The sequence below is a fragment of the Stenotrophomonas nitritireducens genome, assembly GCF_050984405.1.
In the GTDB taxonomy this organism is placed as follows: Bacteria; Pseudomonadota; Gammaproteobacteria; order Xanthomonadales; family Xanthomonadaceae; genus Stenotrophomonas; species Stenotrophomonas nitritireducens_B.
The window spans coordinates 554,706-574,904 of sequence record NZ_CP158790.1 but is presented as its reverse complement, the minus strand read 5'-3'; the positions used below and the strand labels follow the sequence as shown (position 1 = coordinate 574,904).

At 69.7% G+C, this 20,199-nt stretch carries 15 protein-coding genes; 8 read left to right on the top strand and 7 right to left on the bottom strand.

Features of this window, described 5'->3' with window-relative positions:
- Positions 1–92 precede the first annotated feature (92 nt).
- Positions 93–1,322, top strand: a complete 1,230-nt coding sequence (locus ABTV91_RS02390) for an alginate export family protein (RefSeq protein WP_433853049.1) — start codon at positions 93–95, stop codon at positions 1,320–1,322.
- 279 nt (positions 1,323–1,601) lie between these two features.
- On the opposite strand, the gene ABTV91_RS02385 is transcribed toward ABTV91_RS02390, so the two are convergent.
- Both ABTV91_RS02385 and ABTV91_RS02380 read right to left on the bottom strand, forming a co-directional pair.
- On the bottom strand, positions 1,602–2,639 hold the full coding sequence (locus ABTV91_RS02385; RefSeq protein ID WP_433853048.1) for a patatin-like phospholipase family protein: 1,038 nt from the start codon (positions 2,637–2,639) through the stop codon (positions 1,602–1,604).
- Between the two features lie 73 nt (positions 2,640–2,712).
- Positions 2,713–3,726, bottom strand: a complete 1,014-nt coding sequence (locus ABTV91_RS02380; protein ID WP_433853047.1) for a TIGR00266 family protein — start codon at positions 3,724–3,726, stop codon at positions 2,713–2,715.
- 339 nt (positions 3,727–4,065) lie between these two features.
- Between ABTV91_RS02380 and ABTV91_RS02375 the strand changes: the two genes are divergently transcribed.
- Positions 4,066–6,237 (top strand): methyl-accepting chemotaxis protein, encoded by a 2,172-nt coding sequence (locus tag ABTV91_RS02375; protein ID WP_433853046.1) that lies wholly within the window; start codon positions 4,066–4,068, stop codon positions 6,235–6,237.
- Positions 6,238–6,321: 84 nt separating this feature from the next.
- Here ABTV91_RS02375 and ABTV91_RS02370 read toward each other — a convergent pair whose 3' ends face one another.
- The 3 genes from ABTV91_RS02370 to ABTV91_RS02360 all read right to left on the bottom strand — a co-directional run bounded on the left by ABTV91_RS02370 (position 6,322) and on the right by ABTV91_RS02360 (position 9,331).
- A complete protein-coding gene (locus ABTV91_RS02370; protein WP_433853045.1) occupies positions 6,322–7,434 on the bottom strand; it encodes a glycoside hydrolase family 18 protein in 1,113 nt (370 codons plus the stop codon).
- Positions 7,435–7,606: 172 nt separating this feature from the next.
- Positions 7,607–8,449, bottom strand: a complete 843-nt coding sequence (locus tag ABTV91_RS02365; protein ID WP_433853044.1) for an acid phosphatase — start codon at positions 8,447–8,449, stop codon at positions 7,607–7,609.
- Between the two features lie 57 nt (positions 8,450–8,506).
- Positions 8,507–9,331 carry an ABC transporter ATP-binding protein gene (locus ABTV91_RS02360; RefSeq protein WP_433853043.1) on the bottom strand — a complete coding sequence of 275 codons (825 nt, stop codon included), beginning with the start codon at positions 9,329–9,331 and terminating at the stop codon, positions 8,507–8,509.
- A 140-nt stretch (positions 9,332–9,471) separates the two neighbouring features.
- Between ABTV91_RS02360 and ABTV91_RS02355 the strand changes: the two genes are divergently transcribed.
- The 6 genes from ABTV91_RS02355 (at position 9,472) to ABTV91_RS02330 (ending at position 18,374) form a co-directional block, all read left to right on the top strand.
- The gene (locus ABTV91_RS02355; protein ID WP_433853042.1) at positions 9,472–10,674 is read left to right on the top strand and encodes a DesA family fatty acid desaturase; all 1,203 of its coding nucleotides are present in this window, start codon (positions 9,472–9,474) and stop codon (positions 10,672–10,674) included.
- 20 nt (positions 10,675–10,694) lie between these two features.
- Positions 10,695–11,042, top strand: a complete 348-nt coding sequence (locus ABTV91_RS02350; protein WP_433853041.1) for an EF-hand domain-containing protein — start codon at positions 10,695–10,697, stop codon at positions 11,040–11,042.
- A gap of 258 nt (positions 11,043–11,300) precedes the next feature.
- Entirely contained in the window at positions 11,301–12,113 is an 813-nt protein-coding gene (gene mutM, locus ABTV91_RS02345; RefSeq protein ID WP_433853040.1) for a bifunctional DNA-formamidopyrimidine glycosylase/DNA-(apurinic or apyrimidinic site) lyase, read from the top strand.
- Positions 12,114–12,295: 182 nt separating this feature from the next.
- The gene (locus ABTV91_RS02340; RefSeq protein ID WP_433853039.1) at positions 12,296–13,891 is read left to right on the top strand and encodes a glucan biosynthesis protein; all 1,596 of its coding nucleotides are present in this window, start codon (positions 12,296–12,298) and stop codon (positions 13,889–13,891) included.
- A 254-nt stretch (positions 13,892–14,145) separates the two neighbouring features.
- On the top strand, positions 14,146–16,803 hold the full coding sequence (locus tag ABTV91_RS02335) for a TonB-dependent receptor (protein ID WP_433853038.1): 2,658 nt from the start codon (positions 14,146–14,148) through the stop codon (positions 16,801–16,803).
- Positions 16,804–16,913: 110 nt separating this feature from the next.
- Positions 16,914–18,374 (top strand): MFS transporter, encoded by a 1,461-nt coding sequence (locus tag ABTV91_RS02330; protein WP_433853037.1) that lies wholly within the window; start codon positions 16,914–16,916, stop codon positions 18,372–18,374.
- Between the two features lie 63 nt (positions 18,375–18,437).
- On the opposite strand, the gene ABTV91_RS02325 is transcribed toward ABTV91_RS02330, so the two are convergent.
- Together ABTV91_RS02325 and ABTV91_RS02320 are read right to left on the bottom strand one after the other, a co-directional pair.
- Complete coding sequence (locus ABTV91_RS02325) at positions 18,438–19,448, bottom strand: cupin-like domain-containing protein (protein ID WP_433853036.1); 1,011 nt, start codon at positions 19,446–19,448, stop codon at positions 18,438–18,440.
- A complete protein-coding gene (locus tag ABTV91_RS02320; RefSeq protein WP_433853035.1) occupies positions 19,441–20,142 on the bottom strand; it encodes a SapC family protein in 702 nt (233 codons plus the stop codon). Before ABTV91_RS02320 ends, ABTV91_RS02325 begins: the two co-directional genes overlap by 8 nt.
- Positions 20,143–20,199 lie beyond the last annotated feature (57 nt).

Sequence of the window (20,199 nt, the reverse complement as noted above, 5' to 3'; positions counted from 1 at the left end):
GAACAGGTGGCGATCGATGCCGGCTTGATCCGCATCATGGTGGCCGTGGGAGGCGGCGCGGAGGATGGCGCCACCCCACACGAGAGCCCGCCATGTCGATCCGCCTCCTCCACGCCCTGCCCCTGCTGCTGGCCGCCGCCCCGGCGCTGGCGGCCAACGCCGGCGGCGCGCCGGTGCTGGACCTGCGCTACCGCTACGAGCATGTCGCGCAGGATGGTTCCGCCCGCGATGCCGATGCGCATACCCTGCGCGCGCGGCTGGGCTACCGCACCGCGCGCTGGCATGGCTGGTCGGCGCTGGGCGAGGTCGATGGCGTGGCGCACCTGGACGGCGAGCGTTTCAACGACACCCGCAACGGCCGCACGCGTCATCCGGCGGTGCCCGACCCGGATTACGCCGAGATCAACCAGGCGCTGCTGCGCTACGACGGCGCGCGCGGCAACGTGCAGTTCGGCCGGCAGCGCATCAACCTCGACAACCAGCGTTTCGTCGGCGGCGTGGGCTGGCGCCAGAACGAGCAGACCTACGATGGCGCGATGGCTGAATTTCGCCCGGACGCGCGCTGGAAACTGACCTACGCCTACATCGGCAACATCAACACCGTGTTCGGCCCGGACGAACCGGCCGCGCCCAGCCTCACCGCGCCGGCCAACATCCACGGCGACAGCCATCTGCTGCAGGCGCGGTTCGCGCCTGGCGCGGCGCTTGCGCTGACCGGTTACCACTACCGCCTGGACCTGGAGAACGTGGCGGTGGCGGCGGGCGCGCCGCGCGGCACGCTGTCGGGCAACACCACCGGCCTGCGCGTGCAGGGCAGCCACGGCGCCTTCGGCTACGTGCTGGAGCATGCGCGGCAGGTCGACGGCCACGGCAATCCGTGGTCGCTGGACAGCCGCTACTGGCTGGGCGAAGCCAGCCACGCCGCCGGAAACGTGAAGAGCACGCTCGGCTACGAAGTGCTCGGCGCCGGCCGCGGCGGTCCCGGCAACCGCGCCTTCCAGACGCCGCTGGCGACCAAGCACGCGTTCCAGGGCTGGGCCGACCAGTTCCTGACCACCCCGGCCGACGGCCTGCGCGATGCCTACGCGGGCGTGGCGCTGCCGCTTGCCGGCGGCAAGGCGCAGGCGGTGTACCACGACTTCCGCAGCGACCGCGGCAGCCGGCGCTACGGCCGCGAGTTCGACCTGTCGTGGGAGCGCGCCATCCCGCAGCTGAAAGGCCTGGGCGTGCTGCTCAAGGCCGCGCGCTACCGCAGCAGCGACGAGCTGCGCACGCGCGACGCCGACAAGTTCTGGGTGCAGCTGCAGTACACCCGCTCGTAGGAACCCATTGCCGGAGCGCACCGCAGGAGCGCACTTCAGTGCGCGATGAAGCTTTACCGGAAAACCCGACGCGCACCGAAACACATTCCAAAGACGCGCCGGCCCGCCACAGCGGGCCGGCCGGGATGGCATTCGCGTCCGTGCCAGTCTGCCGGGACGACGCCAGCCGCACCCGCGCTTCCCGGCGATGCCCTGGCCGCACCTGCACCGGGAGCCGCCACCAGGAAGATCCGCCCGGAGGTTCCCGGCGACCTGCCGGAATAAACGCCGCTCGCCGCTTCAGCGCGTCGGTGCGGCGCAGTCGCCTTCCTTGCCGCGCAGCTTGTCCAGCCGCGAACGGCCGTCCAGGCAGCGCTGGTAGGCTTCGGCCGCCGCGGCGCTGGCGCGCGCATCGGCATCGCGCGCCGCCGCCGCGTGCGCCTGCCGCAGGCGGTTGATGCCGGCGCGGATCTGCGGCATCGCCGCCATCGCCGCCTTCTCGCCTTCGAGGATGGCGCGGCCGCGCTGCTCGAAGTCGGCCGCGCCGATGTCCAGCACCTGCGGACGGATCACCACGTCGGCGCGCGCCAGCTCCTGCTCGCCCAGGCGCTGGCCCATGATGGCGATGGACTGGTTCACCGCGCCCAGCAGGCTGGTCGGCCGCTGGCCGGTGGCCTTGCTGGAAATGTCCACGGCGATGACGAACTCCGCGCCGAGCTGGCGCGCCGCGTCCACCGGCACCGGGCTGACCACGCCGCCGTCGACGAAGGTCTTGCCGCCGATGGTGACCGGCTCGAACACGCCCGGCACCGAACTGGACGCACGCACTGCCTGGCCGACGTTGCCGCGCACGAACACCGCGCGCTCGCCGTTCTCCAGCTGCGTGGCCACGGCCGCGAACGGCTTCTTCAACTGCTCGGCCGGCTTGTTGCCGACCTGCGCGTTGACGTAGTCCTGCAGCTTCTGGCCCTGGATCAGGCCGCCGGAGAACAGCCGCACGTCGCGGATGCTGGCCTGGTCCAGCGACACCGCTTTCTGCTGCATGTCGAAGGCGTTCATGCCGCTGGCGTACAACGCGCCGACCACGCTGCCGGCGCTGGTGCCGGACACCACCACCGGCTCGAAGCCGTTGGCCTCCAGCATCTTGATCACGCCGATGTGGGCGAAGCCCTTGGCCGCGCCGCCGCCCAGCGCCACGCCGATCTTCACCGGCCTGGCCGGCGCGCCCGGCACCGCCGCCTGCGCCGGCCCGGACGGCCGCGTGTTCTCGCCGCCGCAGGCAGCCAGCAGGCCAAACAGCGAAAAGGACAGCAGCAGGCGGGCGTTGCGCGGCTTCATGATGAATGCGTGTGCGGGAAAGGGCGCAAGCATAGCGGCAACCAGCCAAACCGCGGGCCAACGGCGCGGGCGCTCAGAACCGGTTGTCCCCGTCCAGGATGCGCCCCAGCCCGCCCAGCACCGAGCCCTCGCCGCGGCTCTGGCCGCCGGCCTGCGGCGCGGCCGCGTACATGCGTCCGGCCAGGCGCGAGAACGGCAGCGACTGCAACCACACCTTGCCCGGGCCGGTGAGGGTGGCCAGGAATACGCCCTCGCCGCCGAAGAACATGCTCTTCAGGCCGGCCACGCGGCGCACGTCCATGTCCACGCCGGCGTGGTAGGCGACCACGCAGCCGGTATCCACGTCGATGCGTTCGCCGGCGGCCAGCTCGCGCTCCACCACGCAGCCGCCGGCATGTACGAACACCCAGCCGTCGCCCTCGAGCTTCTGCATGATGAAACCCTCGCCGCCGAACAGGCCGGTCATCACCTTGCGCTGGAAATGCACGCCCACCTGCACGCCGCGCGCGCCGGCCAGGAAGCTGTCCTTCTGGCAGATCAGCTTGCCGCCGTGCTCGTCGAGCTTCATCGGCAGCACGGTGCCGGGGTAGGGCGCGGCGAAGGCGACCTTCGCCTTGCCCTGGCCGGTATGCGTGTAAAGCGTGGCGAACAGGCTTTCGCCGGTGATCACGCGCTTGCCGGCCGACAGCAGCTTGTCCATCAGCCCGGCGCCCTGGCTCTCGTGGCGGCCGTCGCCGAACACGGTGTCCATCTGCACGGCGGCGTCCTTGTACATCAGCGCGCCCGCCTCGGCGACGGCGCTCTCGCCCGGGTCCAGTTCGATCTCCACGAACTGCATCTCGTGGCCGACGATGCGGAAGTCGATGTCGTCGGCGCGGTTGCGGCGGCCGCCGACCGGCGGCGGCATGGGCGGCGGCGATGCCTGGCCGCCGAACTCCGGCAGCGACGCGGCCGGCTGCCAGCCCTGCATGCCTTCGCGCCAGGCCAGCGCGTCGCGGTGCAGCTGTACGTGGCGGCGGGCGGCATCGTCGTCGAACGGGCCGACGCGGTCGGGTTGACCGGGGGTGTGGAAGTACCACTGGCTCATGGGCGGACCTGGGTGGGAAAGGAGCCAAGTCTATGCCGCGCGGGCGTCGCCAGGGCATAGGCCGGCGGTCATTTCCACGCCCCCGGCAGCGTGCCGGCGACCAGCCTTCCGGTTCAGCTCCTTTCTTTCCATCCACCGCTAAAGCGGCCGGTCGCAAGGCCGATAGATCACGCACCGCGGGGGAGGGCTGGAGGCCATGCCGCGCAGTACTTGGCAAAGCCGCCATGCTCGGTTGGCTGCTGAACAGGCAGCCATGAAGGCGCCACCCCGTCCGCCCTGGGAAAGCGGGCCGGTGGCGACGGAATGAGTCAGGGCGTCCACTCATTCAAGGGGAACTTCGTGTCGATCAAAACGCTGTTCATCAGTCTGTTCGCCGTCACCCTGGTCATCCTCGGCCTGGTGTTCGCTTCCATCTTCGAGGTCAAGGCGACCTCGGCCCGGCTCAAGGCGGCCCAGCAGTCGCGCTACGACTCCTACCTGCTGGCCGACGAACTGCGCCAGAGCTCGGACGACCTCACCCGGCTGGCGCGCATCTATGTCGTCACCGGCGACGAGCGCAACGAGCAGGCCTACGCCGACATCGTCGCGGTCCGCAACGGCAGCAAGGCGCGCGCGGACGGCCAGGCGGTGTCGCTGCAGAAGCTGATGGAGAAGGCCGGCTTCACCGCCGCCGAGTTCGCCAAGCTCAAGCAGGCCGAGGACCTGTCCAACGAACTGGCCAAGGTGGAAAACGCGGCCATGCACATGGTCAAGGGCCAGTACGACGACGGCAACGGCGGCTTCACCCTGGCGGGCGAACCGGACCTGGAACGCGCGCGCGCGCTGATGCACGACCAGGCCTACCAGGACACCAAGGCCGCGATCATGAAGCCGATCGGCGAGTTCTTCGTGCTGCTGGACCAGCGCACCGAAGGCCAGGTGCTGGCGGCGGAGAAGGCCAACGGCCTGTGGACCGGCATCGCCGTGAGCTCGATCGTGGCCGCCCTGGTGGTGCTGCTGGGCGCGCTGCTGTTCGCCTTCCGGCGCATCATCGGCCAGCTCGGCGGCGAGCCGCAGGACGTGGTCAAGGCGGTGGAGCGCATCGCCAACGGCGACCTGCAGACGCCCATCGCGCTGCGCCCGGGCGACACCTCCAGCCTGGTGCACTCGCTGCGCGCCATGCAGGGCAGCCTGAAATCCATCGTGGCCGACATCCAGTCCATGGCCGAGGCGGCGGTGCGCCGCGGCGACTTCAGCGTCAAAATGGACAGCGCCGGCCGCGCCGGCTTCATGAAGGACATCGCCGGCCTGCTCAACGAACTGTCCGACGTGACCGAAGCCGGGCTGCAGGACATCAGCCGCGTGTCCGGCGCGCTGTCGGCGGGCGACCTCTCGCAGAAGATCGGGCAGGACTACCCGGGCCTGTTCGGCCACACCGCCAGCGCGGTCAACCACACCGTCGCGGTGCTGGCCGGCCTGGTCGACGAGATCCGCACCCTGGCCGACAGCGCCGGGCAGGGCGATTTCAGCCGCCGCATCGAGCTGGACGGCAAGCAGGGCTTCGGCCAGGAGATCGGCCGCCTGCTCAACCAGCTGTCCGTCACCACCGACTCCGGCCTGCGTGACGTGCTGCGGGTCGCCCAGGCGCTGGCCCAGGGCGACCTGACCCAGCGCATCGACACCGACTACCCCGGCCTGTTCGGCCAGGTGCGCACGGGCATGAACGCCACCGTCGCCAACCTGCACCGCCTGGTCCAGCAGATCAAGGACGACGCCGACCAGATCGGGCTGGCCACCACCGAGATCGCCAACGGCAACCAGGACCTGTCCGCGCGCACCGAAACCCTGGCGGCCAACCTGGAAGAGACCGCCGCCAGCATGGAGGAGCTGACCTCCACCGTGCGCGACAACGAACTGCGCGTGGCCCGCGCCGGCGACATCACCAGCTCCGCCACCGACGTGGCCGCCCGCGGCGGCGAGATCGTCAAGGCGTCGATCGTCACCATGGACGAGATCGCGCAGAGCTCGCGGCAGATCGCCGAGATCATCGGCGTCATCGACGGCATCGCCTTCCAGACCAACATCCTGGCGCTCAACGCCGCGGTGGAGGCGGCGCGCGCCAGCGAGCACGGCCGCGGCTTCGCGGTGGTGGCCTCGGAGGTGCGCAGCCTGGCGCAGCGTTCGGCCGAAGCGGCCAAGGACATCAAGAACCTGATCACCGACGCGGTGGCCAAGGCGGAAAACGGCACCGAGCGCGTGCACCGGGTCGGCGATGCGATGGACGAGATCGTCACCGGCATCGGCGGCGTGACCGCGATCATGTCCGAGATCCTGCTGGCCAGCCGCGAGCAGAGCAGCGGCATCAGCCAGGTGGCGCAGTCCACCACGCAGATGGACGAAGTGACCCAGAGCAACGCGGCGCTGGTGGAGGAAGTGGCGGCGGCGGCGACTTCGCTGCGCGACCGCGCGCAGAGCCTGCTGCAGTCGGTATCGGCGTTCAACCTGGGCAGCAGCCTGCGCCTGGCGGCGTAAGCGGCGCACCTGTAGGAGCGGCTTCAGCCGCGAAGGGGCTTTACCGGGAGAGCCTCTTCGCGGCTGAAGCCGCTCCTACGGGCTTCAACGGCCGGTGTCGTGCAGCGCCTTGTGCAGCACGTCCAGCAGCTGGCCGTCGTCCAGCCGGTGTTCCCAGTACATGATGCCGCCGAGCCTGTTGCGTTTGACGTAGTCGGCCTTGATCGCCAGCGACTGCGGGTCGTCGTAGGTGATCAGCTGCCGCGTAGTGGGATTCCAAAGCCACGGCACCTGCGCCTGCGCATCCCAGTGGCGTTCCCAGCCGGGTGCGCCGAGGCGGCTGCGCACGATCTCGCCCCAGTCGATGAAGCCGCCTTCGCTGGCGAACTTCCGGTACAGGCCGGCATCCACCGGCTCCACGTCGCCGAAGCGGCGGCCGTAGAACGGCACGCCGACGTTGATCTTGCCCGCCGGCACGCCGGCCTCCAGGAAGTAGCGCACCGCGCCCTCGGTGGTGCGTTCGTCGGCCGGCGCCAGCGCCGAGCGCGCCAGCCCGCTCTGGTGGCCGGTGGTCGGGGTCAGGCTGCCGTGGAAGTCGTAGGTCATCAGGTTGATCCAGTCCAGCGACCGGGCGATGCGCGGCAGTTCCAGGCCCTCGGCGAAACGGCCCTCGGCCGCGGCGATGGTCAGCAGGTAGTGGCGCTTGCCGCCCTCGCGGTCCAGGCGGGCGCGCAGCGCTTCCAGCAGCAGGGTGAAATTGCGGCGGTCGTCCGGGCTGTGGCTGATGTCGGCGTCGCCCAGGGTCGGGTATTCCCAGTCGATGTCCAGGCCGTCCAGGTCGAAGCGCCGCAGCAGGGCGATGCCGCTGTCGATGAAACGCGCGCGCGCTTCGTCGGTGGCGGCGGCCTCGGAGAAGTTGCCGGCGCCCCAGCCGCCGATGGACAGCACGATCTTCAGCGCCGGGTTGTCGGCGCGATGGGCGACGAGCGCGTGCACGTGCGCCGGATCGACCTTGTCGGGCAGGTAGACGCTGCCGTCGGGCGCGACCTTGGCGAAGGCGAAGTTGACCACGTCCAGCTGCGCGGCCGGCAGCTGCGGCGGCGCCGTGCCGTCGGTCACGTAGCCGATCAGGCGGAAGGGCTGCGCCTGCGTGGCGGCGGCGAAGGCGAGCAGCGCGGTCGCCAGCAGGGCGCGCAGGCGGCGGTGGGGTGCGGACATGGAAGGCCCCGGTATGGATGAGCGGCCCACTCTAGCCGCTCCGGCCGATGCCGCCGCGCGCGGTAACGCCTGAAACCGGTGGTCACGACGCCTGTAGGAGCGACTTCAGTCGCGAAGGAGCATTCCCGGTGCAGCCCCTTCGCGACTGAAGCCGCTCCTACGGGGGCGGCGGTCAGCGCGCTTCGGACAGGTCGGTTTTCAGCACGGCGTTTTCGGCGGCGCAGTCGCGCGGCACGGGCAGTGCCTGCGCGCGTGCGGCGGCGATCTCGCGCCGCGCCGCGGCCAGGTCGGCGCGGAATTCGGCGTTGTCGTGCAGGCGCGCGACCGCGGCCGCGCCCATCGCTTGGCCCTGCTGCACGTCGCTGTACCAGTGCACGTTGCATACCAGCCGGCTGTGGCCGTAGTTGCGGCCGCGTTCGAGCAGCGCGGTGGCGCGTTCCGGGGCGATTTCCGACAGGATCAGCGCCCAGGCCCAGCCAATGGCGGTGTGGCCCGACGGATAGGAGCCGCTGCCGCGCAGGTGCGGTTCGTCGTCGGGCGTGCAGGTCGGCTGGCCGTTGACCATGAACGGGCGCGGCCGCCGGTAGTGGTTCTTGGCCGCGCGGGTCGCCGCGCTGGCATCGATCAGGCTGCGCTGCAGCAGGCGATACAGGACCGGCGTGTGCGTCGCATCCACCGGCACCCCGAGCGCGCAGCTGAACTGCCCGGCACCGGTGGGGAAGCGCAGGTCGGCATCGGCGTGGGCCTGGCCGAAGCGCGCGCTGTCGCGCAGCGCGATGGCCTGGCGGGCGACGGCTTCATCCAGCGCGGCCCAGGCCGAACCCGGCGCCGGTGGTGCGGGGCTGAGCGCCAGGCTGTCGGGGATCGCGTCGCCCTGCAGGTAGCCGGTCGGCGCCGATGCGGGGATTTCGCGGTGGCCGGTGGCGACGGGGGCGGGCGCGCTGGCGCAGGCGCCGAGCGCGGCGGCCAGGACGAAGGCCGCGCCCAGGCGCAGCGGAAACGGGGAACGGGACATCGCGGGGCATGGATCGGCGGAACAGGCCGGCATCATCGCACCGATGCCGCGGCCTACCTAAACGGCGCGGGCCCAGGCGGTCAGCCGGCCGTCGTCCTCGCGCACGTCGATCGGGCCGCCGAACACCTCCGACAGCGGGCCGGCGCGCAGCAGCTCGCCACGCAGGCCGTCGGCGAAGATGCGCCCGCCCTTCATCAGCACCACGCGCTGGATCTCCGGGATCACTTCCTCGATGTGGTGGGTGACCAGCACCAGGGTGATGCCCTGGGCGGCGAGGTGGCGCATGGTGTCGATCAGGTGCTGGCGAGAGACCAGGTCCAGCCCGGTGGAGGGTTCGTCCAGCAGCAGCGCGCGCGGCTGGTTGACCAGCGCGCGGGCGATCAGCACGCGGCGGGTCTCGCCGGCGGACAGTTCGGCATAGCTGCGGCCCAGCAGCGACGAGGCGCGGGCCAGTTCAAGCGCGTGGCGTGCCCGCTCGCGCATGCTGTCGGTGACGTCGCGGTGCGCCGGCACCACGTAGCTGGCGAAGAAACCGGAGATCACCGCCTCCTCCACGCCCAGCCCGGGCATGTCGCACAGGTTGCTGGACAGGTCGCCGGTGACGATGCCCAGCTGCGAGCGCAGCCGGTCCACCTGCCAGCGGGTCTGCCCCATCACCCGCACCGGCACGTGGCCGTCGGCGCGCGCCAGCGGGTACAGCTCGCGCGTGATCAGTTTTATGAACGAGGACTTGCCGCAGCCGTTGGGCCCCAGGATCGCGGTGTGCTGGCCCTGTTCGATGCGCAGGTTCAGTTCGTGCAGGACCCGCACCTGGCCGCGGATGACGCAGGCATGGTCCAGTTCGATCAGGGGGGCCGCGATGGCGGCGGGTGCGGTGGACATCATTCAGGCGGGGTCGGCGGTGGCGGGCAGCTGAAGGATTGGACCAAAGTCGGGGCCCGGGTGGATGAAGTTTGCCGCGGCAGGCCCCATCATGTGTATCCACGGTTTCATCCGTCACCGAAACAGCCTGGAGTTCCGCGATGTCCGACACCCTCCTCGACTTCCTCACCGGCGGCGTCGCCGGCCTGGGCTGGTGGGGCATGCTGGCGGTGCTGCTGGTGTTCACCCAGCTCACCATCTTCGCGGTGACCCTGTACCTGCACCGCAGCCAGGCCCATCGCGGCGTGGACTTCCACCCGCTGGTCTCGCACTTCTTCCGTTTCTGGACGTGGCTGACCACCTCGATGATCACCCGCGAGTGGGTGGCCATCCACCGCAAGCACCACGCCAAGGTGGAAACCGACGAAGACCCGCACAGCCCGGTGACCAAGGGCATCGGCCGCGTGTTCTGGCGCGGCGTGGAGCTGTACCGCGAGGCGCGCACGATGCGCGCGGACATCGAGCAGTACGGCCGCGGTGCGCCGGAGGACTGGATCGAGCGCCACCTCTACACCCCGCACGCCAACCTCGGCCCGGTGTTGCTGTTCGCGCTGAACTTCGCGCTGTTCGGCCTGCCGGGCATCGCCCTGTGGGCGATCCAGATGGCGTGGATTCCGTTCTGGGCCGCCGGCGTGGTCAACGGCCTGGGCCACTGGTGGGGCTACCGCAACTTCGAATCGGCCGACACCTCGACCAACCTGACGCCGTGGGCGTTCTGGATCGGCGGCGAGGAGCTGCACAACAACCACCATGCCTTCCCAAGCTCGGCGCGGTTCTCGATGCGCCGCTGGGAGTTCGACATCGGCTGGCAGGCGATCCGCCTGCTGCAGGCGCTGGGCCTGGCCAAGGTGCTGCGCGTGGCGCCGACCATGGACATACGCCCGAACATCGCCGTGCCCGACGCCGACACGCTCAAGGCGCTGCTCTCGCACCGTTTCCAGGCGATGACCGACTACCAGCGCAACGTGTTCGCCCCGGCCCTGCGCGAGGAAGCCGCCGCTGCCGGCGCCAAGCTGCGCAAGCTGCTGCCGCGGCGCATGCGCAAGGGCTTGGTCAACGACGGCCGCTGGCTCAAGCCGGCCTGCCGCGAACAGCTGCAGCAGTGGGTGAGCCAGCGCCCGAACATCCAGGTGCTGGTCGAACACCGCGCGCGCCTGGCCGCGCTGCTGGAGGCGCGTACCCATGACGCCGCCGAGCGGCTCCGGCACCTGCAGCAGTGGTGCCACGAAGCCGAAGCCAGCGGCGTGGCCGCCCTGCAGGCCTACGCGGCGCGGCTGAAGGGTTACTCGCTCAGCGCGGCGTGACCGGCCGCGCATCCGGTTCCATGCATGGACGCCGCCTCGCGCGGCGTCTGTCGTTCCTGCTGGCGGCGATGCTGCCGTGGGCCGCGGCGGCGCAGGTGCAGGACACCGCCGACTACCTGCGCCGCATGGACCTGGACGGCGATGGCCGGGTAAGCCCGGACGAATACCTGCAGTGGATGCTGTATGCCTTCGATCGCATGGACCGCAACGGCAACGGCGTGCTGGAGCCGGAAGAACAGCCCGGCAATCGCGCCAGGCCGATCGCCCGCGAGCAGCACAGGCAGGTGATCCTCGAGCGCTTCCACAGGCAGGACGCCGATGGCGACGGCTACCTCAGCGCGCGCGAGCTGATGGCGCCGCCGCGCTGAACCCCTGCGGGGAAACGTCCAGGAAACTGTTCACGATCTTCTCCCGCCGTGGATGCGGCGTTTGCCCGGCATGGGGCCGTTGCGGGAAAGCCCATGAGCGGGGCAAGCCCCGCACCTGCGATGCCTGGAGCGGCTTCCGCCGTAAATGCGGGGCTCGCCCCGCCTGAAGCCTTCCCGGTGAAACCCAAGCCAGGTGGGTCCCTGTCGGGGTGGAGCGCAGCCCGTGTGCGGGGCAGGCCCCGCACCTACAATCGCCGCATGCCCGAACTTCCCGAAGTAGAAACCACCCGCCGCGGTCTGGAACCCCACCTGCAGGGGCGCCGCATCCACGGCGTGATCCTGCGCCGGCCGGACCTGCGCTGGCCGATCCCGCCGGAGATCGAGCGCGCGCTGCCCGGCGAGCGCATCGCCGCGATCCGCCGCCGCGCCAAATACCTGCTGCTGGATACCGATGCCGGCAGCGCGCTGCTGCACCTGGGCATGTCCGGCAGCCTGCGCGTGCTGCCCGGCGATACGCCCGTGCGCGCGCACGACCACGTCGACATCAGCCTGGAGGACGGGCGCCTGCTGCGCTTCAACGACCCGCGCCGCTTCGGCTGCCTGCTGTGGCAGGCGCCGGGCGAGACCCACGAACTGCTGCGCGGGCTCGGCCCCGAGCCGCTGGACGCGGCGTTCGACGGCGGCTACCTGTTCGCGCGCAGCCGCGGCCGCAGCGCGCCGGTCAAGACCTTCCTGATGGACCAGCGCATCGTCGTCGGCGTCGGCAACATCTACGCCGCCGAAAGCCTGTTCATGGCCGGCATCAATCCGCTGCGCGAGGCCGGCAAGGTGTCGCGCGAGCGCTACCAGCGCCTGGTCACGGCGGTGAAGGACATCCTCGGCCACGCCATCACCCGTGGCGGCACCACCCTGCGCGACTTCATCAGCCCCGACGGCGCGCCCGGCTATTTCGAGCAGGAACTGTCGGTGTACGGCCGCGAAGGCGAGGCCTGCGTGCGCTGCGGGCGCGCGCTGCGCCACGCCAGCATCGGCCAGCGCGCCACGGTGTGGTGCGGGCACTGCCAGCGGTGATGGGGCGAGGAACGAGTGGAGAGGAACGAGGAACGAGGAACGAGAGAAGGCAACAGCTGGAGCAGCGGCGGAGGCAGGGGCCGTCATTCCCGCGCAGGCGGGAATCGCGCCGGCTTCACTCGTTCCTCGCTCCATTCACCCGCGCCTGCCTATCATCCGCCCACCCCTTACCGGACGACCGCATGGATCGACGCGACTTCCTCCGCCGCGCCTCGCTGGCCCTGGCCGCCTTCGGACTGCCCGCGCTGCCGGCCTGCGCCGCCGCCGACCGGCAGATGGGCCTGCGCCGTACCGGCCAGCCGCAGCCGTTCGACTTCGCCACGCTGAAGGGCCAGGCGCGCGCGCTGGCGCAGGCGCCGTACCGCAGCCACAAGCGCAGCCTGCCGCCGGAAGTGGAAGCGCTGGACTGGGACCAGTACCAGTCCATCCGCTACCGCCAGGACCATGCGCTGTGGGCTGACCAGCCCGGGAAATTCCAGGCCAAATTCTTCCACCTGGGCCTGTATTTCCATTCGCCGGTACGCATGTTCGACGTGGTCGACGGCAAGGCGCAGGAACTGGCCTACGACGGCGCCGCGTTCGACTACGGCAGGAGCGGCATCCAGGGCGGGCGACTGCCGGCGGACCTGGGCTTCGCCGGCTTCCGCCTCAATTCCCGCACCGATACCGAGCGCGACTTCGCCGCCTTCCTGGGCGCCAGCTACTTCCGCGCGGTGGGCCGGGAAGGCCAGTACGGCCAGTCCGCGCGTGGACTGGCGATCGACACCGGCATGGGCAGGCCGGAGGAGTTTCCGGACTTCATCGCCTATTACCTGGAGCAGCCGGCGCGCGACTCGGACACCGTCGTGGTCTACGGCCTGCTCGATTCGCCGAGCGTGGCCGGCGCCTACCGCTTCGCCATCACCAACGGCGATGTGCTGCTGATGGACATCGACAGCGCGCTGTACCCGCGCAGGGAAATCGAGCGGCTGGGCATCGCCCCGTGCACCAGCATGTACCAGGTCGGCGAGAACGACCGCCGCATGGCCTGGGACTGGCGCCCGGAAATCCACGACACCGACGGCCTGTCGATGTGGAACGGCGCCGGCGAGTGGATCTGGCGCCCGCTGTGCAACCCGGCGCAGCTGCGCTTCAACATGTTCGTGGACAACAACCCGCGCGGCTTCGGCCTGCTGCAGCGCGACCGCGATTTCGACCATTACCAGGACGACGGCGTGTTCTACGAGAAGCGCCCGTGCCTGTGGGTGGAGCCGAAGGGGCAGTGGGGCGAAGGCTCGGTGCAGCTGGTGGAGATCCCCACGGTCGACGAGACCTTCGACAACATCGTCGCGTTCTGGAACCCGAAGCAGAAACCGCAGCCGGGCCAGGAACTGCTGGTCGGCTACCGGCTGTACTGGGGCGCGCAACCGCCGGCGCGGCCGCCGCTGGCGCACTGCGTGGCCAGCCGCACCGGGCTGGGCGGGGTGATCGGCAAGAAGCGCGAGTATTTCTCCTGGCGCTTCGCGGTGGATTTCGAAGGCGGCGAACTGGCCGGCCTGATCGACAAGGCCGAGGTCGAGGCGGTGGTGGAAACCAGCCGCGGCCGCGTGGAAGTCGTCTCCGCCCGCCCGCTGCGCGAGATCAAGGGCTACCGCGCCATGTTCGACCTGGTGCCGCCCGACGGCGGCACCCAGCAGATCGACATCCGCCTGTACCTGCGCAGCGGCGGCAGGACCCTCACCGAAACGTGGCTATACCAGTACAGCCCGCCGCCGGCGGAGCAGCGCACGCTGTACTGATCCGCGCCGGCGCCGATCCGCGGCCGCCCCATCGGGGCGCCGCACGGCACATCGCCGCGCGCCGTCCGTTGCTGTTTTCATGCTGCATTGCAGCGAGAAATCCCTTCCCGTTCCGCGGCTTGCAGCGGCATGAGGCCTTGCGCGGGCTGTGCCCGCCCGGCGGATTGACAGCGTTGTCAGGTGGCGCGTAAAACGACCGTCGCCGGCCACGACGCCGTCATGAACATTCCGAAAGTCTTTGGGAGAGAGACCAGATGGCCAGCCACTGCCGGCAACACGCGCTTGCACGCGCGATCTTCGCTGCACTGATCACCACCGCCACCGCATTGCCCGCCGCCGCGCAGTCGGCGCAGGAGGAGGGCAAGACCGAAGCACGCGACGCCTCCACGCTCGACGCGGTCATCGTCACCGTCGAGCGGCGCGAACAGGACCTGCAGAAGTACGCCGGCACCGCGCAGGCGATCTCCGCCGAGGACACCCGCGCGCTGGGCATCAACAACGAGCTGCGCAACATCCAGGCGCTGGTGCCGGGCATGAGCATGGCCAACCAGGAAGGCAACCTGGAGATCTTCATCCGTGGCGTGGGCTCGTCCAACAACACCGAACTGGGCGATCCGGGCGCCGCGCCGCACATCAACGGCGCCTACATCCCGCGCCCGCGCGGCCTGGGCGGAATGTTCTACGACGTCGAGCGCGTGGAGATCAACAAGGGGCCGCAGGGCACGCTGCGCGGCCGCAACGCGCTGGCCGGCACGCTGAACATCATCACCAAGCGCCCGGACCTGGAATCGTCCGGCGGCTACGTGCAGGCCGAGGCCGGCAACCGCGACCACCGCGGCGGCGAGTTCGCGCTGAACATGCCGCTGGGCGGCTGGGCCGCGATCCGCGTGGCCGGCTACAAGGTCGAGAAGGGTTCGTCGTTCGAGAACGCCGGCAGGATGCAGGCGCTCGACCCGGCCGGCATCCAGGACGAACACGGCGCGCGCGTGTCCTTCCTGTACCAGCCCGACGACAAGCTGTCGGTGTTCGCCATGGCCGACATGGGCAAGGAAGGCGGCACCGGCTATCCGGGCGCCACGGTCTACACCGCTGCCAGGGCCGGCTACCTGCCCGACGACGTGGACCTGCGCAAGGTCGTCTACCGCGGCGCGCAGGGCACGCTGGACAGCACCAACTGGGGCGCGCAGACCAACGTCAGCTACGACTTCGGCCCGGTGGCGCTGGAGTACAACGCCAGCTACCGCGACGTCGACTACCGCCAGACCAACGCGCAGAGCGAAGGCATCCTGTGGCCGGACCGCAACATCGATCCGGTCTCGCCCACCAACCCGGGCGGCATCGATTACGACAACTATTCCACCCAGTACTGGATGACCCAGTCGCAGTCCTATATCCATGAGCTGCGCCTGTCCTCGGCCGACGACGCGCGCCTGCGCTGGACCACCGGCCTGTTCCACTTCAACGAGGACCAGCAGGTCGGCTACCTGTCGCTGGTGGACAAGGGAAGCTGGTACTCAGGTACCGAGTTCACCATGCCCAAGGTCAACGGCCGTTCCTCGGCCGCGTTCGCCGACGGCACCTTCGACATCAACGACCGCCTGCGCCTGAAGGGCGGCCTGCGTTACACGCAGGAAGAAAAGTCGCGCTACGGCATCGGCGGCAACTGGGCGCTGGGCCTGCCGGGCGAAGGCGGCGATTTCGCCACCCGCCTCGGCACACCGGGTTTCGTGCCGGCCTTCATGAAGCGCCCCAACTTCGACGTCAGCAACATCACCTCGCAGGCGGACATGGCCCGCTTCCTGCTGCAGGGCATCCTGGCCCATGGCCGCAACGACACCCTCCTGCAGCAGATCGGCAACGTGCCCAACGGCGGCGCCTTCGGCTGCGTGGACCGCCCGGACATCGGCGGCGACACCATCGACTGCCCGTACAAGGACTGGGTGCAGGTGAGCGGCATCCCGGCGCAGCAGTTCGGCCGGAGCAAGTTCAACTTCACCGACTGGCGCGTGGGCTTCGAATACGACGTGTCCGACGACAGCCTGCTCTACGGCCTGATCTCCAGCGGCCACAAGGCCGGCGGCTTCAACGACACCTTCGATCCGCAGGAGATCCCGGAGACGTTCAAGCCCGAGTCCATCGTCGCCTACGAGATCGGCAGCAAGAATTCGTTCCAGATGCTGGGCCGCAGCTCCACCTTCAACGCCAGCGGTTTCTACTACGACTACAGCGACCAGGTGTTCCAGGACCTGGCGGTGATCGCCACCAACCCCACCACCGGCGAAGCCACCGGTTACTCGCTGGTCAACCGCAACGTCGGCAAGTCCGCCGTGTACGGCGTGGAGCTGGAGAGCGTGCTGCGCTTCCCCGGCAACGTGATGCTGAACCTCAACGCCCTGTGGATGGACAGCGAGATCAAGGAAGGCGTCGTGGCCGACGTGCGCAGCCAGAACTACGACGCCGGCGGCGCCACCTCGCTGATCGACCTTTCCGGCAACGAACTGCCGCTGGCCTCGAAGCTGACCTTCAACGCGCGCCTGCAGCACACCGTGGAACTGCCGTTCGGCACCCTGGACTGGCAGGTGCTGGCCTCGTACCGCTCGGCCTACTACCTGACCCAGTACAACAACCGCGACGTGCAGTTCATCAGGAAGGACGCCGCCTCCGGCGAGATCGTGTCCGACCGCGTCGAAACCGCGCAGCAGGCCGGCTTCCCCGACCGCCAGCGCGCCCGCACCACGGTCAACGCCGGCATCGGCCTGACCTCGCTGGACGGGCACTGGCGCGTGGAGGCGTGGGGCAACAACCTGCTGGACAACGACATCTCGCAGAAGGCGCTGGTCGGGTCGGGCATCAACGTGCGTTTCCTCAACGACCCGCGCAGCTACGGCGTGCGCCTGCGCTACCAGTTCTGATGTGACAGGATGGACCGCCCGTGGCGGCCGGCCGTTGCCGGCCGCCGCGTGGCGGATGCGCGTGGGCAACGCCACGCATGACGCCAACGTTCCGCCATGACGGAAAAGCCATGAGCCAAAAAACCCGCTGGTCGCAGTTCGGTGTACTCATCACGGTGTTCTTCTTCTGGGGCTTCGTCGCCGCCAGCAACGGCATCCTGATCCCGGTGTTCAAGAAAGCCTTCGACCTGACCCAGGCGCAGAGCATGTACGTGGCGATCGCGTTCTACGTCGCCTACACGGTCGGCTCGCTGATCTACGCGGGCGTCTCCAAGGCGATGGGCGTGGATGTGCTCAACCGCATCGGCTACAAGAACGGCATCTGCGTCGGCCTGCTGATCTCGGCGCTGGGCGCGCTGCTGTTCTACCCGGCGGCCAACCTGGGCTCGTTCAACCTGATGCTGTCAGGACTGTTCATCGTCGGCCTGGGCTTCTCGCTGCAGCAGATCGCCGCCAACACGCTGGCCATCATCATGGGCGACCCGGCCACCGGCTCGCAGCGCCTGACCATGGCCGGCGGCGTCAACAACCTGGGTACCACCGTCGGCCCGCTGCTGGTGAGCATCGCCATCTTCGGCAGCGTCGCCACCGGCAATACCGAAGCCAGCATCGAAAGCGTCAAGACGCCCTACCTGGTGCTGGGCGCGGCCTTCGTGCTGGTGGCGCTGTTCCTGAAGTTCTCCTCGGTGCCCAACCACATCGACCTGGAAAAACTGTCCGCGACCGAGGCGCAGGACAGCAGCAAGCTGATCCACCGCAAGTCGGCGCTGGCCTATCCGCAGCTGGTCATGGGCATGATCGGCATCTTCCTCTACGTCGGCGTGGAGGTTTCCACCATCGACAACCTGCCGGCCTACCTGGAGCTGCCGGTGGAGAAGGGCGGGCTGGGCATCGAGACCGCGCTGATCGCGCCGTTCGTGTCGCTGTACTGGGCGAGCCTGATGATCGGCCGCTGGGGCGGCGCGGTGGGCGCGTTCGACGTGAGCGCCAGCGCCAAGAAGGTGCTGATGCTGGTGCTGCCGTTCGTCGCCTTCGGCGTGTACCTGGCGGTCAACGCGATCTCCGGCCACGACGCCTCGCAGTTCTACCACTACGCGCCGGTGATCGTGCTGATGATCCTGGCCACGCTGGCGAGCAGGGGCAACCCGTCGCGCATGCTGCTGTACTTCGCCCTGTGCGGCATCGCCGCGCAGCTGGTCGGCATGTTCACCACCGGCATGACCAGCGTGATCGCCTTCATCAGCGTCGGCCTGTTCTGCAGCACGATGTGGCCGTGCATCTTCACCCTGGCCATCACCGGCCTGGGCAACACCACCAACCAGGGCAGCAGCCTGCTGATCATGATGATCATGGGCGGCGGGCTGGTCAGCTGGGCGCAGGGCGCGCTCGCCGACAAGGTCGGCGTGCATTACAGCTTCGTCGTCGGCGTGCTGTGCTTCGCCTACCTGGCGTTCTACGCCATCGCCGCCGCCCGCACCCTGCGCCGGCAGGGCATCGACCTGGACAAGCTGGCGGCCGAAGGCGGGCATTGAGGCGGTCTGCCCGTCGTGGAGTCCGGTGCCCGGCACCAGGCTCCACGATCCGCGCGATGCCGATCAGCGGTTGAGCCGTTGCAGCAGGCGGGCGCGCAGTGCGCGGGCGGAGGCTTGGTCCAGCGGCGCCAGCGCGCCCCGTGCACTTTCAGGAATATGCGCGACGGTGTCTTCGCCGGCCTCGAACACGTAGTGCCGGAAGGTCTCCTGCCAGGCCGCGCGCTGGTGCGGCGGCAGATCGCGCAGCGTCATCAGCGCGTACATCAGGGTATTCATCGGCGTGTCCATCCATGCCGGCTGGTCGCGCCACCAGTAATTCACCAGCACGTTGAACGGCTCGAGCGCCTGCATGTGGTGCCACCACATCGACGGTATGAACACCGCGTCGCCCGGCTCGAGTTCCGCTACCTGCGCATGCCGCATCGCGTCGGCGAAACGCGGGAAGCGCTCCAGATCGGGCGCCGTCGGGTCCACCAGGCTCACCGGCTGCCCGGCCGGGGTGAAATCCAGCGGTCCGACGTACAGGTTGCCCAGCTGTTCGGGCGGAAACAGCGTTACCCGCCGGCGCCCGGCGGCGACGCAGGCCAGGTTGTCGGGCAGGTCCTGGTGCGGGGCGATGCGTGTGCGGTTGCCGATCCAGATGCTGGCCAGGGGCGTGCGCCCGTCGAGGGCGAGGGGGTTTTCGGCGGCGAAACCCGGCAGCCAGGTGTCCAGCGTGGTGGAGGCTACGTAGATCGTCGGCGGCCGTGGTTCGTCGGCATACCGCAGCAGGGTTTCCAGCGCGACACCGAGCGGTATCTTCTCGCGGCGGAAATTGAAGCCGTCCATGCCGGCGTCGTAGAAGATGCGCCCGTCGGCCTCGGGCGGAGCGACCGTGGCCACCACCGGCGGCGCCTGCGGGCGCTCGAAGCGCCGCAGATAGTCCACCGCGGCGCGCGCGGAGCCGCATGCGGCCCGCACCATTGGCCAGTGGCCGGCCAGGCCGCGCAGCACCACCGGCTGCGCCCCATGCAGGATCCCCTCAAGCGCGGTGGTATCCGTGGCAAGGCGGCGTTCGGCGATGGGCTCAGCCACGGCCGCGCTCCAGCCGGTCCACCAGCTTGCGCAGGTTGCCCAGCGAGGCGACCGCCATGAATACCGGTTCCAGCAATCCCGCCTGGTGGAGCGCGCCGAGCGCCGTCGCATCCAGCGCGCGCAGCCGCTCCTCTGCGATGGCGTGGAACCCGGAAACCTGCAGCGCGGGCCGGTCGGGCAGGGCGACGTCGAGCGTGAAAGGTTCCAGCAGGCGGTGCCGCAACAGGGCATCGACGAAGGCGGGTGTCGCCTGCAGGCCTTCGTGCAGCGCCGAGAGCACCGCGCGCATGCGCTCCAGATATGCGCTGTTGCCGCCATGTTCGAGGAACAGCGGCTCCCCGCGTTCGCGGCCGACGCGGGGGCTGTCCATGTCCAGGTGCATCAGGGCGGCGCCATCGTGCCCTGGACCGATCAGGAAAGGCTGGCGCTGGATCGACAACGGTACGTAGGCCGCGTCCCAGGTTCCGTCTTCGACGAACAGGTTCTGGCCTTCGCCGAATCCGAACAGCGCCAGCGGCTGGAGCCCGGTATCACCCGCACGGCCGAAGACGATGGGGTAATACGACTGCACGTTGCGGAACTCGGCCGGAAACGTGGGCGCGGCCATCACCCCGTCGCCCAGCGACATGCCGCGCCGGGCGTCGATGCGCAGGTCGCGGTGATCGACGTTGTTGAGCAGGACAGGACGAGCCATCGTTCCTTCTCCAGCAGCTGCAGGGGCCCACGGCATGATGCCGCACCCGGCCCGGAG

Bases quoted from the DNA above. Each gene is read 5' to 3' on its own strand.
- ABTV91_RS02390 (WP_433853049.1), top strand. From the start codon at position 93: ATGTCGATCCGCCTCCTCCACGCCCTGCCCCTGCTGCTGGCCGCCGCC.
- ABTV91_RS02385 (WP_433853048.1), bottom strand. From the start codon at position 2,639: ATGAAGCCGCGCAACGCCCGCCTGCTGCTGTCCTTTTCGCTGTTTGGC.
- ABTV91_RS02380 (WP_433853047.1), bottom strand. From the start codon at position 3,726: ATGAGCCAGTGGTACTTCCACACCCCCGGTCAACCCGACCGCGTCGGC.
- ABTV91_RS02370 (WP_433853045.1), bottom strand. From the start codon at position 7,434: ATGTCCGCACCCCACCGCCGCCTGCGCGCCCTGCTGGCGACCGCGCTG.
- ABTV91_RS02365 (WP_433853044.1), bottom strand. From the start codon at position 8,449: ATGTCCCGTTCCCCGTTTCCGCTGCGCCTGGGCGCGGCCTTCGTCCTG.
- ABTV91_RS02360 (WP_433853043.1), bottom strand. From the start codon at position 9,331: ATGTCCACCGCACCCGCCGCCATCGCGGCCCCCCTGATCGAACTGGAC.
- ABTV91_RS02355 (WP_433853042.1), top strand. From the start codon at position 9,472: ATGTCCGACACCCTCCTCGACTTCCTCACCGGCGGCGTCGCCGGCCTG.
- ABTV91_RS02350 (WP_433853041.1), top strand. From the start codon at position 10,695: ATGCATGGACGCCGCCTCGCGCGGCGTCTGTCGTTCCTGCTGGCGGCG.
- mutM (WP_433853040.1), top strand. From the start codon at position 11,301: ATGCCCGAACTTCCCGAAGTAGAAACCACCCGCCGCGGTCTGGAACCC.
- ABTV91_RS02340 (WP_433853039.1), top strand. From the start codon at position 12,296: ATGGATCGACGCGACTTCCTCCGCCGCGCCTCGCTGGCCCTGGCCGCC.
- ABTV91_RS02335 (WP_433853038.1), top strand. From the start codon at position 14,146: ATGGCCAGCCACTGCCGGCAACACGCGCTTGCACGCGCGATCTTCGCT.
- ABTV91_RS02330 (WP_433853037.1), top strand. From the start codon at position 16,914: ATGAGCCAAAAAACCCGCTGGTCGCAGTTCGGTGTACTCATCACGGTG.
- ABTV91_RS02320 (WP_433853035.1), bottom strand. From the start codon at position 20,142: ATGGCTCGTCCTGTCCTGCTCAACAACGTCGATCACCGCGACCTGCGC.